Origin of the sequence: Nitrosomonas ureae, from assembly GCF_001455205.1 — a bacterium.
In the GTDB taxonomy this organism is placed as follows: domain Bacteria; phylum Pseudomonadota; class Gammaproteobacteria; order Burkholderiales; family Nitrosomonadaceae; genus Nitrosomonas; species Nitrosomonas ureae.
In genome coordinates this window covers 250,140-265,930 of the sequence record NZ_CP013341.1, presented here as the reverse complement: position 1 = coordinate 265,930, position 15,791 = coordinate 250,140, and the positions used below count along the sequence as shown (strand labels likewise).

Annotated in this window: 14 protein-coding genes; 9 read left to right on the top strand and 5 right to left on the bottom strand. The window is 42.5% G+C overall.

The genetic code is table 11. From position 1 onward, the window contains the following. Nucleotides 1–42: 42 nt before the first annotated feature. Both ATY38_RS01345 and ATY38_RS01340 read left to right on the top strand, forming a co-directional pair. Nucleotides 43–1,809: a hypothetical protein gene (locus tag ATY38_RS01345; protein ID WP_062557711.1), complete on the top strand. Its 1,767-nt coding sequence runs from the start codon at nucleotides 43–45 to the stop codon at nucleotides 1,807–1,809. A 166-nt stretch (nucleotides 1,810–1,975) separates the two neighbouring features. Beyond that, nucleotides 1,976–3,511: a M10 family metallopeptidase gene (locus ATY38_RS01340; protein ID WP_062557710.1), complete on the top strand. Its 1,536-nt coding sequence runs from the start codon at nucleotides 1,976–1,978 to the stop codon at nucleotides 3,509–3,511. A 142-nt stretch (nucleotides 3,512–3,653) separates the two neighbouring features. On the opposite strand, the gene ATY38_RS01335 is transcribed toward ATY38_RS01340, so the two are convergent. Further along, a complete protein-coding gene (locus ATY38_RS01335) occupies nucleotides 3,654–4,823 on the bottom strand; it encodes a class I SAM-dependent RNA methyltransferase (RefSeq protein ID WP_235590357.1) in 1,170 nt (389 codons plus the stop codon). A gap of 30 nt (nucleotides 4,824–4,853) precedes the next feature. Here ATY38_RS01335 and msrB point away from each other — a divergent pair, with 30 nt between their 5' ends. The 7 genes from msrB to ATY38_RS01295 all read left to right on the top strand — a co-directional run bounded on the left by msrB (nucleotide 4,854) and on the right by ATY38_RS01295 (nucleotide 11,881). Further along, nucleotides 4,854–5,321 carry a peptide-methionine (R)-S-oxide reductase MsrB gene (gene msrB / locus ATY38_RS01330; protein WP_062557709.1) on the top strand — a complete coding sequence of 156 codons (468 nt, stop codon included), beginning with the start codon at nucleotides 4,854–4,856 and terminating at the stop codon, nucleotides 5,319–5,321. A gap of 8 nt (nucleotides 5,322–5,329) precedes the next feature. Then, nucleotides 5,330–6,745 carry a Na+/H+ antiporter NhaC gene (nhaC, locus tag ATY38_RS01325; RefSeq protein WP_062557708.1) on the top strand — a complete coding sequence of 472 codons (1,416 nt, stop codon included), beginning with the start codon at nucleotides 5,330–5,332 and terminating at the stop codon, nucleotides 6,743–6,745. 682 nt (nucleotides 6,746–7,427) lie between these two features. Next, nucleotides 7,428–8,237 carry a methane monooxygenase/ammonia monooxygenase subunit C gene (locus tag ATY38_RS01315; RefSeq protein WP_062557706.1) on the top strand — a complete coding sequence of 270 codons (810 nt, stop codon included), beginning with the start codon at nucleotides 7,428–7,430 and terminating at the stop codon, nucleotides 8,235–8,237. Between the two features lie 174 nt (nucleotides 8,238–8,411). Continuing rightward, nucleotides 8,412–9,236, top strand: coding sequence for a methane monooxygenase/ammonia monooxygenase subunit A (locus tag ATY38_RS01310; RefSeq protein WP_062557705.1), 825 nt, complete (start codon nucleotides 8,412–8,414; stop codon nucleotides 9,234–9,236). After that, nucleotides 9,236–10,498 (top strand): methane monooxygenase/ammonia monooxygenase subunit B, encoded by a 1,263-nt coding sequence (locus tag ATY38_RS01305; RefSeq protein ID WP_062557704.1) that lies wholly within the window; start codon nucleotides 9,236–9,238, stop codon nucleotides 10,496–10,498. Before ATY38_RS01310 ends, ATY38_RS01305 begins: the two co-directional genes overlap by 1 nt. 161 nt (nucleotides 10,499–10,659) lie before the next feature. Then, nucleotides 10,660–11,244 (top strand): hypothetical protein, encoded by a 585-nt coding sequence (locus ATY38_RS01300; RefSeq protein WP_062557703.1) that lies wholly within the window; start codon nucleotides 10,660–10,662, stop codon nucleotides 11,242–11,244. Between the two features lie 88 nt (nucleotides 11,245–11,332). Continuing rightward, on the top strand, nucleotides 11,333–11,881 hold the full coding sequence (locus tag ATY38_RS01295; RefSeq protein WP_418006944.1) for a hypothetical protein: 549 nt from the start codon (nucleotides 11,333–11,335) through the stop codon (nucleotides 11,879–11,881). 587 nt (nucleotides 11,882–12,468) lie between these two features. Here the strand turns inward: ATY38_RS01295 and ATY38_RS01290 are convergent. The 4 genes from ATY38_RS01290 to hemP form a co-directional block, all read right to left on the bottom strand. Continuing rightward, nucleotides 12,469–13,125: a DUF2325 domain-containing protein gene (locus tag ATY38_RS01290; RefSeq protein WP_062557701.1), complete on the bottom strand. Its 657-nt coding sequence runs from the start codon at nucleotides 13,123–13,125 to the stop codon at nucleotides 12,469–12,471. 119 nt (nucleotides 13,126–13,244) lie between these two features. After that, a complete protein-coding gene (bfr, locus tag ATY38_RS01285) occupies nucleotides 13,245–13,709 on the bottom strand; it encodes a bacterioferritin (RefSeq protein ID WP_062557700.1) in 465 nt (154 codons plus the stop codon). Between the two features lie 190 nt (nucleotides 13,710–13,899). Next, complete coding sequence (locus ATY38_RS01280; protein WP_062557699.1) at nucleotides 13,900–14,982, bottom strand: IS110 family RNA-guided transposase; 1,083 nt, start codon at nucleotides 14,980–14,982, stop codon at nucleotides 13,900–13,902. A 370-nt stretch (nucleotides 14,983–15,352) separates the two neighbouring features. Further along, a complete protein-coding gene (gene hemP, locus ATY38_RS01275; RefSeq protein WP_197702881.1) occupies nucleotides 15,353–15,511 on the bottom strand; it encodes a hemin uptake protein HemP in 159 nt (52 codons plus the stop codon). Between the last annotated feature and the right edge of the window lie 280 nt (nucleotides 15,512–15,791).

Below are 15,791 nucleotides of genomic sequence, written 5' to 3'. Positions count from 1 at the left end.
CGTAGATTGTGATCTGATAAATCAGACTGCAAAGGAGAAAATATGGCTATCAATATTGCTTATACACCGGATACAGCTATTACTAAAGCCATGTTCAACTTTGATGCATTCGGCTTACCCAATTACAAATTCGGCAGCACCATCCGCGTTTCCGTTTCGGATGACTTTAGCCATGATGATTATCTGAATCTAAATTATTCCAGTTTCAATCCAATACTTTATACGAGTGGCACAAGCGAAGTTACATGGACCACGCGCATGGAGAGTAATATTCAAGCTATTCTGCAGACCTACTCGCAATTTGCAAATATTACTTTTCAGTGGTTAGGGGACTATGACAGTTTTACCAGCAGCATTGATGTTACGCCAAATCCTGAAGATGTTGGAAGGGCTGGTGTTTCCGATATCAACATTAGCTGGATTTATCGTTCAGACGTGAATTTTGCCGGAATTTCCGGAGGGAATTCCGATAATTTTCTGTTTAACTATACAGGAGGGGCAAATGATATTTTTCTTAACGCTTATGCACCAAAATTCAACGGCGATTTAACACTTGATTTAAATACACGAGCCCGGCAAACTCTGGTACATGAATTGGGGCACTCGCTAGGCCTTTCTCATCCTCATAGCGCATATAACATCAGCACCGGTAAGCCTACCATTACCACGGATTACGTTGCTACCAAAGATCTTGGATTTGCTCAGCTTGGCTTTCGCATCAACGGTGCGGAAGACATGTACAAGGAATATTTTACGATTATGTCGTATGATAATCAGCATTCCTTGCTGCCTGGCTCAAGCGATATTTTTCAGGCCTATACTCCGATGATTCTGGATGTGATTGCACTGCAACAGGCTTACGGTGAAGGAACTGGAACGAGCGGATTAAGCAATGACACGATCACGGCGGGTGTGGCAGGATATCGAACCTATTTCGATACCGGCGGTATAGATACGATCAATCTATCAGAGTATGCCGGTGGTGCTTATCTGAATATGGGAGTTAACATCACGAGCGCTGCCCATTTAGTCGGCGTATCCATGAGCATCTTTGATGTGCAAAATACCATTTCCTTGGGTAAGGATCCTGCTAATTTGCGCTGGTTCTATGGAGAATACGAGAAAGCTTCCGGTTCAGCAACGGCCGACTGGATTATTGGCAATTCACTCGGTAATAGGATTGATGGTGAAGATGGCGATGACATTCTCACGGGTGGAGGAGGCAACGATAGCTTAAACGGTAGCGGTGGAGATGATAATCTCAATGGGCAAGAAGGCATTGATGTAGCTATCTATGCCGGTAGCCACGATGCTTTTACCCTTACCCGCAACACCAGTAGCGGCGTTAGCGTTCACGATAACACTAGCATAGAAGGAACTGACACGCTGAAAGAGATTGAACGGATCAGCTTTAGTGATGTAAATCTTGCATTGGATGTCGATGGCAATGTCGGCATCACTGCCAAAACGCTTGGCGCTGTATTTGGTGCAGATTCGGTTGCAAATAAAGAATATGTGGGAATCGGGCTGGAATTGTTGGATGGTGGGTGGAGCTATGGTAGTTTGATGGAATTAGCTTTAAGTATCAAACTAGGAACGAATGCAAACAATAATAATATCGTTGACTTGCTGTATACCAATGTCGTAGGCACTGCACCGTCGCTCAGCGACTTGAATTATTATGTTGAGCTACTCCAGCAGGGCATTTACACGGAATCCAGTTTGGGTATGCTGGCGGCCGATTCGGCAATCAACGCCGACAATATCGATCTCATCGGGTTAGCGGCGACAGGTCTGGAATTTGTATGATGTGTATGATAACAATATGATTAATAGAGAAATATGACTTGCTTATTATTTTTGTTGAACGGGTGGAGCATTAGATGGAATTTACATCATTATTTATAGATTAAATCCAGATCCTGCATTGGATAGCTTCTTTCCCTGATATTTGATTCATTATTCGAGTTCATTAATGCCATCGCCTTTTACTTCCAGTGAGATTACTCACGTTGATTCAGCCAATGATACGATTGACTCACTATTGAGTATTTCTCGTTGGGCCAGTACAACGATTTCATATAGTTTTCCAATTAGTAATAATCCATTATTTTGGTCGTCGCTTTCGGGAGGATATGGTTTTCAATTTGGTGATGGTGAGCCATGGAATAGTGCTTTTGTCCCGCTTACCGCAGCAGATCAAACCAATTTTGTGAGCGCGTTACAGCAATGGGCCAATGTTGCTAATTTGAATTTCGTGCAGGTGGCGGAAACAGCCAGTGAAGTGGGGGATATACGTGCAGCCTATACGGAAGATCCAGAAGAATCAATCCTTGCTTGGACTTATCTTCCGAGTCCCAGCACTCTGGCAGGTGATATTTGGATTAACACGAAAGGCCTTCTTCGTTTTCAGGATTGGAATCCAGGTAGTATTTCTTTTGAAACTATCTTACATGAGCTTGGCCATGCATTGGGTCTCGAGCATCCATTTGCGGATCCCAACGACCCATCAAAAGTCGCATTGCCGAGAGATCTGGATAACACCCGGCATACCATCATGAGCTATACCTACTCAAACTTGGAGGGTGATGAAGGTACAGAATTTTCCTTTCATCCCACTACGCCGATGGTGCTTGATATTTCTGCCATACAATTTCTGTACGGTTCTAATAATTTTTATCATACCACCAATGATACTTACACTTTCGATGATTCAAGCACCTATCACGAAACCATCTGGGATGCAGGCGGTTCCTCCGATACCATTCGGTATGCAGGTGCAATCCCGAGTTTGATCGATTTGAATCCGGCTAGTGCATCACGGATAGGCCAGTCGGTATATGTGCAATCCAATGGCGTAAATATCGGTTCACCAATTCATAATATATGGATTGCTGATAATGTGACGATTGAGAATGCTATTGGTGGTCAAGGCAATGATATATTCATAGGTAACAGTGCCAGCAATAGCCTGGATGGAGAAGGGGGGACAGATACTGTGGTGATCGGATTCCCGCGTCATCAATTTACGTTCGGTAAATCCTCCGGCCATTACTTTATCGCAGCTAATACCAATCCCGCTAATCAAGACATATTATTGAATATTGAGCGCGTAGAATTTGACGACACTGGACTGGCACTTGATCTGGATGGTCATGCAGGGGAGGTTGCAAAGCTGCTTGGTGCAGTATTTGGCGCTTCAAGCGTTGCGAATCAGGAATACGCCAGTATCGGCCTGACCAAAGCTGATGAAGGTTTGAGCTACGAACAGTTGGGCGCATTTGCTATCAATGCTACAAACCTTACTCATCACGATGAAATTGTAACTTTGTTATGGTTAAATCTTTTCGGAACCATTCCAACGCAAAGCGATAAGTCGCCCTACATCAATATGCTCGATAATGGCGAGATATCAGTCGGTTCTTTAGCCATATTGGCCGCAGACAGCGAAGTAAATGAACAAAACATTCATTTAACTGAACTCATGCAAACAGGTCTTGCGTATATTTAATGTTCTCCGGATGATTTGAAGTTGTTATGATTCCGAGTTGCTTTAAAACTGTGATGTTTGGAGGGTGATATCGGCGATTGATTCTGATTATCGAACTTCACTGGGATAAGCTGTGACAAGTTTTGCGAAGCATCAACGGAACTCAAATATTGGATCGTTCAGGACGATTAAATACAGCCAATACTTCAACGTGATGGGTGTGGGGAAACAAATCAATCAATTGAATTTCAGTAATCAAAAATCCGTTCTGATAAAAAAACCAAGCATCGCGCGCAAAAGTTTCTGGGTTGCACGAGAAATAGATAATCGTACTTAGGGTTCTGAATCCATTAAAGAATCCGTTGTGTTTTTTTAATCCCGCGCGTGGTGGATCGAGTACCAGTATTTTTGCATCATTGATTTTCTGCTGCAGCTTCTTCCAGACTAATGGATCAAACAGATCGTATTTTTGAGGTATGACTTTATCGAAATTTCTTGTTTTAAGTTGTTGAATTGCACTATCGTCAGATTCCAATGCAATTATCGAGGTGCAATTTGATTCGGCTATGATTTGAGTGAGATTACCTGAGCCACAGAATAATTCTACCACTTTGTCAGAACAGGAGTTGCTGGCCAGTTTTTCTTTTAACCAGGATTGCATCCATGCATTCTGCGCGGCATTACCTTGTTTGAAAGGGCGTTTCTGATTAATGAGAATTTCATTAGCCTGCATATCATCATCCAGTTCGATGAAATTCCAATTCTGACCATTATCAATTTGCCAGTTCGCATTGGGTAATTGCTGAATGGCTGTTTTTAATAAGTTTCTGCAGGCATCATTGAGTACGATGCAATCTTTGAGCGGTACAATTTGATATGAGTTTTCAGATACAAAGCCCAGTTGCACGCCATCGGTTTTTAATTGACAGCGATTGCGATAACCATAAGATTGTGGCGCAGGGTGAACAGGATTGATAGTAAGCTGCGTAGTATCAAATCCGACTCTTTTCATCGCATAAATAAAGCGATTTCTTTTTTGCTCAAGTTGGCTTGTATAATCGGCAATCATCCAAGGACAACCGGTGCAGGCATTTTCTTCCTGACTCAGGTGCGGGCAAATGGGAATTTGTCTATGTATTGAGGGTTTCAATAAATGTAGCAGTTTGGCGTAGGCGAATTTCTTATTACCGAGAGGTTTGTCGATGATTGCAAATTCGCCGTTATCGCCCGGCCAGGTGCCATAAACAAAGTAGGACATGTTATTCTGGGCATTTTTGACAACACCGAGGCCTTTTTGCGATAAGTGGGTAACTGTGCCGATAAATTTCATCATCAATAAGTGAGCAGAAAAGGGAAAACCACAATGGCTAATCCGTATGAAAATTTTAAAAAAGATCCCGAATTACTGAAGGATGACTTAACGGCACTTCAATATCAAGTTACGCAATACGCTGATACCGAGCCGCCATTTCAGAATGAATTCTGGAATCACATGACCGAAGGTATCTATGTGGATATTGTATCGGGTGAACCGTTGTTTGCGTCGATTCATAAATTTGACTCAGGCACTGGTTGGCCGAGTTTTTATCAACCGATAAGTGAACAGTATATCCAATTCAAAACCGATTATGAGCTCTGGACGCCACGCACCGAAGTTCGTTCCCGATATGCAGATAGTCATTTGGGTCATGTTTTTGAGGATGGTCCAGCGCCTACTGGCCGACGATATTGTATTAATTCCGCAGCGCTTAAATTCATTAAAAAGGAAGACTTGCAAGCGAAGGGGTATGGTGACTGGGTGGCATTGTTCGAAAATGAAACATCGAAATAGAGTTGCCGATGACTGAACAAGATGTGTCGATAGATGAGTTATCAATTGCCTGTCGGTTGCCGTCATTTTTCCATGCAGTATTTTGCTTTTCTGGTGTATTGCTGCTGATTTCACTGGGGTTGTTTGTTTGGCAAGCCAGTTTGCACACGCTCATTTTTCTGGCATTAATCTGGGTCAGCATACAAACACGCGGACTGGGCTATTCGTTTGTCGCTATCCGTCGTATGATGGATGCGGGCATTACCAAAGCGTTACCGGCAATTTATATTTTTCTGTTGATCGGCATGGTGATTGCCAGTTTTATGCAAAGCGGCACCATTGCCAGTTTGTTATATTACGGACTGGATTGGCTCAATCCCAGCATATTCCTGGTAGTAGGGTTTGTTTTATGTGGCTTAATGTCGATTGCTACCGGCACCTCATGGGGGACTGTCGGGACCGTTGGCATAGTACTGATTGGTATCGGCGATGCAATGAGTATCCCATTGCCCTTGGTGGCGGGGGCAATCGTTTCTGGCGCGACCTTTGGTGATAAATTGTCACCCATTTCCGATACCACTAATCTTGCTGCCATGAGTGCGGGCACCAGTCTTTATCGCCATATCGGTTCGATGCTTTATACCTCTATGCCAACGTTTATCATCGTTTTGATCATTTTTACTATATGGGGAATGCAATATGACAGAAATGCATTGCCCGAAAACTATATTAATGAAATTCGTGACGCCTTGGCAGACGCTTATCAGTTGGATTTGTGGGTGACATTATTGCCTTTGTTGCTGATGCTTGGATTGAGTATTCAGCGTTATGCTGCAGAAGTTAGTATGTCGTGCAGTATTCTACTGGCGATGTTGATCGCTGTGGTGTATCAGGGCCGGGATGGCGTCGATGTGATCAATGCGCTATGGATAAATTTGCCGGAAACCACCGGTATTGAAAGCATCGATACTTTGCTTGGGCGCGGTGGTATATACAGTATGGCTTGGACGTTATTATTGTCCATTCTGGCACTTGCGCTGGGTGGCATCATGCATCATGCTGGTTTTCTGCGAGTGTTATTGCTGCAAATCATTTCGCGTATTCAGCGTATTAGTACATTAATTTTCACCACAATCGCAGCGGGATTTCTCGGTAATATAGCGATGGGTGAAGCATATATATCGATAATTCTTAATTGTCAGCTATTTAAAGGGGCATATCAGGAGAAAGAATTAGATCCGGCCATATTATCTCGTTCGGTGGAAGAAGGTTCTACTTTGACGACCGGATTAATCCCTTGGACTACGGCAGGTACTTTTTATGCTGCCACATTGGGAGTTCCGACTTTGGATTACGCGGGGTATGCTTTGTTAAATTTGCTGAACCCTCTGGTTTCCATTGTTATGGCGATCTTGGGGATTGGACTGCTACAGAAAATGCGGTAGTATTAATATGAATAGTGCCTATCTTGTGCGACATTAACGGTATGTTTACTCTGAGAATAAGTTCAAATTCTCTAATTTGCTGATTCTTTATTTCTGCTGAATGCCATAAAAACAAATGAGAAAAATAGCTAATGAAAAGCCTGCAGTTTCGACTGGATTGAATATTGCAATTATTGTGGGTACTATAATTTTTCCCATTGTGGGGATAGCGATGGGATATACCTATTATAGAAGGGATCATCCGGATCTGAAAACAGCAGGAAAAAATTGGTTAATACTCGGAATAATTATGTTTCTAGTAAATATCTTATTCGTTAGTGTCATGAGATAAATTCATCAATGATTTCGATATCCATGGACAAAAATATTTCTGCTGATATTGGAGTGATGATGCTTATCCCTTTAGTTATTGTGAGTAAAGGGGAAAGGGGCGAAAGGAGGGGGAGAGGCTTTGAGTTTTGGAAGGTAATTTTATGACAAATGACTTGACTTTGAACCCCAAGGTCGACTAGCCTGAGAGGTGTAGCTAAAAGCGGGGTAGAATACTATAAGTTATATGAAGGTTTTGGCTACCGAATTTAGGAGTACTAATTAATTAGTATTAAGTAAGTAAGAAGTATAAGAGTAGTAGTATTAGAGAAGAACGAGAAGTAGTTTTGATTAACAGTTAGGAGGTAGAAACATGGCAACAACCTATGGCACAACTAGCGGCGCTGCGAGCGCCAACTATGACATGTCGCTGTGGTACGACTCGAAATATTACAAGATAGGCATGTTAACGATGCTTTTGGTAGCGATATTTTGGATCTGGTACCAAAGGACATTTGCGTATTCACATGGCATGGACTCGATGGAGCCGGAATTTGACAAGGTATGGATGGGACTGTGGCGCGTCCACATGACACTGATGCCATTGTTTGCGTTGGTAACCTGGGGCTGGATACTGAAGACCCGCGATACCAAGGAACAACTGGACAATCTGGACACCAAGCTTGAAATCAAACGTTATTTTTACTGGATGATGTGGCTGGGTGTATATTTGTTTGGTGTTTACTGGGGCGGCAGCTTTTTTACCGAACAAGACGCCAGCTGGCACCAGGTGATTATACGAGACACGAGCTTTACACCGAGTCACGTAGTGGTGTTTTATGGCTCATTCCCGATGTACATTGTATGCGGAGTAGCGGCATACCTGTACGCGATGACACGTCTGCCATTGTATAGCCGCGGTACATCTTTCCCGTTGGTAATGGCGATTGCAGGCCCATTGATGATTCTGCCGAACGTAGGGTTGAACGAATGGGGACATGCATTCTGGTTCATGGAAGAGCTGTTTAGCGCGCCGTTGCACTGGGGCTTTGTGATTCTGGGCTGGGCGGGATTATTCTCAGGTGGTATAGCGGCACAGATTATCACCCGTTACTCTAACCTGACCGATGTAACCTGGAACAACGCAAGCAGAGAAATTCTGAACAATCGTATCGTTCCTTAATTTGGATGGAACTTACCTTCCTCTGCCAGGAAAAGGACGAGGGAGGTAAGGAATATCTCGACTAAGTTTTTGTACTAATGGGAACAAGCCTATAGGCTGACGATAAAGAGAAGTAAGGGAAGCGTATCGTCATGTTTTCATATTTAATATCACATGAAATGAAGGGAGGGTCTAGTGAGTAGAACAGACGAAATTATAGCGGCAGCGAAGATGCCGCCGGAAGCGGTCAAGATGTCCAGATATATAGATGCGGTTTATTTTCCAATTCTCTGTATTCTTCTGGTAGGAACGTATCACATGCACTTCATGCTACTGGCAGGGGACTGGGATTTCTGGCTTGACTGGAAAGATCGTCAATGGTGGCCTGTAGTAACACCGATTGTAGGTGTCATGTACTGTGCGGCGCTGATGTATTACCTGTGGGTAAACTATCGCCTGCCATTTGGCGCGACACTTTGTATTGTATGCCTGTTAGTAGGTGAATGGCTGACCCGTTACTGGGGTTTTTACTGGTGGTCGCATTATCCGATCAATTTTGTACTGCCATCGACCATGATTCCTGGTGCACTGATGCTGGATACGATTTTATTATTGACGGGTAACTGGCTGGTAACCGCACTGTTAGGCGGTGGATTCTGGGGTTTATTTTTCTATCCGGGCAACTGGCCTATTTTTGGTCCAACCCACTTGCCGCTGGTTGTAGAAGGTGTATTACTGTCAGTAGCCGACTACACAGGTTTTCTGTATGTACGTACAGGTACACCGGAATATGTTCGCCTGATTGAGCAAGGATCGCTGCGTACCTTTGGTGGTCACACCACGGTGATTGCTGCGTTTTTCTCAGCCTTTGTATCTATGCTGATGTTCTGCGTATGGTGGTACTTTGGCAAACTATACTGTACCGCTTTCTACTATGTTAAAGGAGAAAGAGGACGTATATCGATGAAGCACGACGTAACGGCATTTGGTGAAAAAGGCTTTGCACAGGGGATTAAATAATGAATATAAAAAGCATTTTTAAACTGGGCGTATTAGGCCTGTATGGAGCGGCGATAGGGGCGGCCTCACTGGCGCTGACGCTGACGGTAGATGTTAATACAGCGGCGGCACACGGTGAACGTTCACAAGAACCGTTTCTGCGTATGCGTAGTATTCAATGGTATGACCTGAAATGGCAACCTAAAGTCACCAAAGTAAATGACATTGCAACCATGACAGGGAAATTTCACCTGGCAGAAGATTGGCCACGTGCGGTAGGTAAGCCTGATCGTGCATTCTTTAACGTAGGTAGCCCAAGTCCGGTGTTTGTACGTTTGAGCACCAAGCTGAATGGCGAACCGACATTCATATCAGGGCCATTGATCATTGGTCGTGACTATGAGTTTGAAGTTAAACTGAAAGCGCGTATTCCAGGCCGTCATCACATGCATGCAATGGTGAACGTAAAAGATGCGGGCCCTATTGCAGGACCAGCGGCGTGGATGAACATTTCAGGTAGCTGGGATGACTTTACCAACCCTGTAACCACATTGACAGGAAAAACGATTGATCTGGAGACGTTTAACTTCAGCAATGGTATATTCTGGCACGTTTTATGGACAGGCTTAGGGGTATTCTGGATTGGTTATTTTGTAGCGAAACCGATGTTTTTGCCGCGCAGTCGTGTATTGCTGGCGTATGGTGACGAACTACTGACATCACCGACAGACAGGAAATTTGGTATGGCGATAGCGATACTGACCTGCGCGCTGGTATGGGGAGGCTATCGTTATACTGAAAGCGTACACCCTTATACCATACCGATCCAAGCGGGTGAATCCAAGGTAGAACCAATGCCGATTGCACCGAATCCGGTAGCGATCAAGGTAACGCATGCTAACTATGACGTTCCTGGACGTGCATTACGCGTGACGATGGAAATCACCAACAACGGAGACTCAGCGGTTAACATCGGAGAGTTTACGACGGCGGGTGTTCGTTTTGTAAATCCATTGGGTCAGAAACATCTGGATCCTGATTATCCAAAAGAACTGGTAGCTACTGGTTTGACAATGGATGACGACAGAGGGATTGAACCTGGAGAAACCCGTGAAGTTAAGATGGAAGCCAAAGACGCGTTGTGGGAAGTACAACGTTTGATGGCTCTGTTGGGTGATCCGGAAAGTCGCTTTGGTGGTTTGCTGATGACATGGGATGATGACGGCAATCGTTATATTAACAGTATTGCTGGTGCGGTAATTCCAGTCTTTACCAAGTTATAATCTGGTATAGCTTCAATACACCGGTACACCACTGTCGGAAGACAGCCGGTGTACCGGTTTTTTTATAAGTAAGAACAGAGTGAAATTTTAAGGTACCACAAGAGAATGCGGATAATGGAACTGGAAAAATTAGAGACGCTTACCCAAGAGGAGGATTTGTCGTGGTCAGACAAATAATACAAGCAGGGATTGCAGTCTTTATACTTATTATGGCACTTCACACAAGTACAGTTGGTGCGCATGGCAAGGTAGCCATGGAAGAAGATAATTGTATGCGTCGGATTGGGGAGAACATGATTCACCTCAGTGCTTATCAACCTCAAGTTGATAAGGAAGGTCATTATTGTACAGATATACCCAAAGCCGGTAATGCCATACTTGTTATAGATTTGGTTGATCCTGAGTTGCGAGATATACCGGTTGGAGTAAAGATAATAAGAGGTAGCAATGCAACCGAAGGTGAAGCAATTACCAGCTTGCGACCTGCATTATATGAAGATGGTGTAATTAGCACGCAAAATGTATTGGATCAGGGGAAGTATTTGGTACTGATTACAGCCGAAGGTTTGCCGCCGTTGAATTATGAATATCATCTGCGAGTGGAAATGGTTAATTATGCGAATGTATTCAGAGCCACTGTAGGACCTGCCGTGGGTTTGTTGTTGGCCACGATACTAATATATAAGCTGCTTAGATCAAGGCGCTTCAAGAATTGGTTGGTATCGCGCCGCGCAAAGCCGAATTAAATAACATTGACAATTCAACATCAAGAGAATTTAGCAACAACCATTTATCGATACAGGGAAATTTTAAATGTTAGTAAGATTAATAAAAATGAAACAAGTATTATTGACGGCATTGCTTGCGATGAGCATGCTGCTTGCAGCGCAAGTACAAGCGCATGGTGGGCTGGCTTTAGCGGATGATATGTGTATATTAACAATTGGACCATATCGGATGCATTTTACTGGCTATCAACCATTATCACAGGAAGAGGAATTTTGTGAGGATATACCGGAAGTAGGTAAGACTGTGATAGCGCTGGATTATATTCAGGAGGAACTACGTCCGTTGACGACAGAGGTAAGGATAATTAGAGATACGGGTTCGGAAGAAAATCTGGATGAGATTACGGTATATCACTTGCCACCTAAAATATATCCCTCTGCATCAATTACAGTAGAGCATGTTTTTCCGGAAAAGGGTAAGTTTGTAGGGCTGGTGACGGTAACGGGGGGTGCGCAGGATTATGTGTCGAGATTTCCATTTTCGGTAGGAGAGGGTCGCCCGGTATCGAAGATTGCAATCATTGTACCAATAGTGGTGCTGATTGCAGGAGCTGCAGCTTTTATGATGATGCGTAAACGTAAAACTGAGGGATAACGACTGTTTCAGAAAGACTCAGTTCGCAATAGTTAAAGGCACAAAATTAATTTGTGCCTTTTCATTAAGCTATCTGGAATTTATTAGGAGCTTCAAAGCTAAAGTAAGCTCCAGTTTGATTTTTGAAAGTGGATCAAGCATGTAGTATTAAGTAACAGCACGATATCTTATGCCCTACGGATATTGTTTTTACATTCGGTTGTCGGGGTTAAGCACAACATAGACTTTCCTTGTCTAACGCCATCAGTAAATTGGTCAGATATAAATAATATTCCAGTATTGCTGTAGTAATAATGACATGATCCATAAATATCCGTAGCAAGGAATAACGAAAGCCCTGCGTTGGATATTGCTGGGATGTCAAATAAGGAATCAACGTTGCCTGATGCGATACATTGTTCGCGAGCTGTATCCGCCTATTCTCGCAGATTTGTCAGATGCGGCAACAATTATTTGACATAGGAACGTCAATGCGGGATTAAGGTTGATATCAGTTTTACTCTGTTTTAACTGAAATATGCCGCCGATATTTCTCTTATGCACGTAAATTTAAACTGTCAAAGATGATAATATGCGAATCAATTGGGCTAATGCTTAATTTTATCAGTTTTCTCTGCAATCATTAGGGCTAGCATACGGACACCCACTGTGAAACTATTAATCGCTGAGCGATCTAGTAAGACACAAGGTTTGCCAGACGACTTGCAGTAATATTTGATAGTTTGGAATACTGTATGGTTGACACAATCGACTGGACAAATAATCATGTCGGCTTTTTTTTCCATGAGTAGAAATAAATTATCCAGTGTGTCATTTGAATCACCATGAAACGATATGAATGTTCCGCCAGAGTTTTTTACAATTTGATTATATTCGGTATAAAGTTTGATTTTGCCGCCCACACATAGAATTGTTTTTCCATTTAATAGATTGTCATAACACTTGTCGGTTTGGTTTTCGTGGTTTGTGCAACCAATGATTTCAATTGAAGAAGATGCTTTAATCAAGGGTGCCCAATCAACGATACGAGAATCTTGGTTTGCAGAGGAGCGCTCTTTGATAATTTTTTGTTTGAGAAGTCCCCAGTTTTGCTTCAGCAAATGAGCAAATTTTATAAATTTGTATAAAACTAAAACATCTTCACACCTTGAAGAAGTGTTCGCGTATGAAGAAATGGGGTAGTGATAATGGAAAATTGCGCATGATGTAGTCATAGCAGTCTGTTTTTTTAGAAGAAATTTCATAAAAGAATCTCCTTTAAATTGTCAGCAAGTAAAAAAATGGCTGGCTGACCTAAAAAACAGGTTGGCTGGCTAAATGTACTGCTGGAGAAGGAAGAGGAACTCCAGCAGTATTGAAAACGCTAAATCTGGCTTTGTAACCAGTTATGGATGCCGACCTTTTGCATGACGCCGAGCTGGCTTTCTAACCAATCGATATGCTCTTCGGTGTCCTCAAGAATATGCTCAAAGATTTCTCGTGATGTAAAGTCTTGGCTTGATTCACAAGCTGCTATTGCAGCTAGCAGAGTTTCTCGTGATGTAAATTCAAGCTTTAGATCACAAGCGATACATTCCTCAACAGTTTCACCAATCATTAACTTTCCTAGATCTTGTAGATTGGGTAAGCCTTCCAGAAACAGAATTCTTTCAATCAGAAGATCAGCGTGCTTCATTTCTTCACATGATTCTTCAAATTCGTGTTTTCCTAGACTGTTAAATCCCCAGTTCTTGTACATCCGGGCATGCAGAAAATATTGATTAATAGCTGTTAATTCGTGTTGTAACTGCTGATTTAGCCAGCGAATGATATCTATATTACCTTTCATTTTTAGCTCCTAAGACAAATAGTTTTACTTGGGCTGGATTCATTTCAAAAGATCTCGCTCAGTTACTTTCAAATTATTTGTTATTTGCCATTGTTATTATGCCACAGGCAATTGTTATTGCTGAGTAATTCTTGTTATGAATCCATATCATATATTCGCTTACCGTATACCACGGATGCCCTTCTAAATGTCAAGCTGCAATTTGTGCGCTATTGATTAAATTATTTCTCTTTCTCAAAGTGTAATATACCTCTCTTGCGATATAACGTTTAAGGCAACGAAGTGCTTCAAGTTTAGTGTGACCCTGAGTTAAACGCTTTTCAACATACTCTTTAGTTCTGGCGTCTATCCGCAATCGTCCTATAGCAATAATATGCAGCGCGCTGTTAGCCGCTCTATCACCCCCACGATTTAACCTGTGCCTATTGACCTTGCCTGATGAGGCAGGAATTGGATTGACACCACACAACGCCGCAAAGCTAGCTTCAGACTTTAAGCGTTCCGGATTGTCTCCTATGGTAATGAGTAGCTGTGCCGCAGATTCATATCCAATGGCTTTGCCTGTAATCAGTTCGGGGGCTAATTCATCAACAATGACGGAAATCATCACATCCAAATCTGCAATTTCGTCATGTAACTCCAAATATCGTCGTGCAAGCGATTTCAATGCAATTTTGTATGCAGTTGATATATCACGATACCCACTCATATCTGGTCGCCAGGCAGCAAGGGTACGGATTAATTGCATTCGAGTCATTGTGCGTAGTGATTCACGAATCGCTTCTGGCGCAGAGATAATATTCATTTGGATCATTTGTAGTGCGATACGGCGAGCTGCAATGGCGGTCTTCCTACACATCTTGAGAACCCGTAGCGATTCGACCATGCCATCACGCGTTTTAGGTGTGACGGTGCGTATACCAGCAAATGCTGCATGCGCCGCATTTTCCGCATCAATTGTGTCGTCTTTACCACGTTTGCGCCGAATTGTTTTATCTGGTGCAGTAACCTCTAAAATTTCGATATCAAATTGTTGTAAATATCTTAACAAGCCTACACCATAAGTCCCTGTGCATTCTATTCCAATGCGCTTGACCTCACCAAAAGATTGCATCCAATCCAACATTGATTTATAACCCTGTCGCGTCGTTGGGAAAGAATTACTGGAAAGTACTCGATCATAGGCATCGACTATAGCGACGAAATGAAGATCTTTGTGTGTATCGACTCCCCCAACAATGGTTTGATGATTGGATAATGATTGATTATTCATTTTCGTTCCCCATTTTGAATACAGTTATTGATAGGGATTCACCCAAACCGATTGTCAGGACAAGACAGTAAAGAGATAAGCGATCAGGCCCTTCTTGGGTCACAGACAAAGGCGAGGTGAAACCTCACCGTCAGATGTTGCCAAGTAACCGACAGATCCGAGGAATGACACAAATTGTGGTCGATCAGAGTGGGGGTCAGGAAACTTGGCAACCCTTACGGCACCAGAGCTCCAATAATTACTCATTCAATAATTGAGTCAACTCATTATTGAAATCTGGTGCATGTATTCTTACTGTTCAGAGTGATTTTCGTATATGAACCGCTAATAACTACAAGTATTAATATACATGATATAGGCTCATAATCCACTATTTGTTCAGGATTAACTTGCCATTTCGCGTGCGACGTAATGTGTATTGCTCACCTTTGTGCAATATAAATACAACATCACCGTTTTTAAATAAGGAATTACTATCTATCAGTGCATTTAAATTAGTAAGTTCGGATTGATACAAATTCTGTGCCATTAACTGTGTTAGCGCTTGGGTATTCATATTAATATATAAATGATAATGAGAATTGTTCTCATTATATAGATGTACTAATAAAATGCAAGTGTAATCTATAATATATCTGGATGTTGGCTGGGAGGATTGACTAATTGCAGTAGTTATATAAGCCCGTGTCCGGAAATGTTAACCTGCCATGAGAACAATAGAAATGATGTTTATTGGCATGAATGATCTGTTGAAAATCCATTAGAATTGACATCACAGATAAATCAAATAATGAGGTGCTGGAATTCGC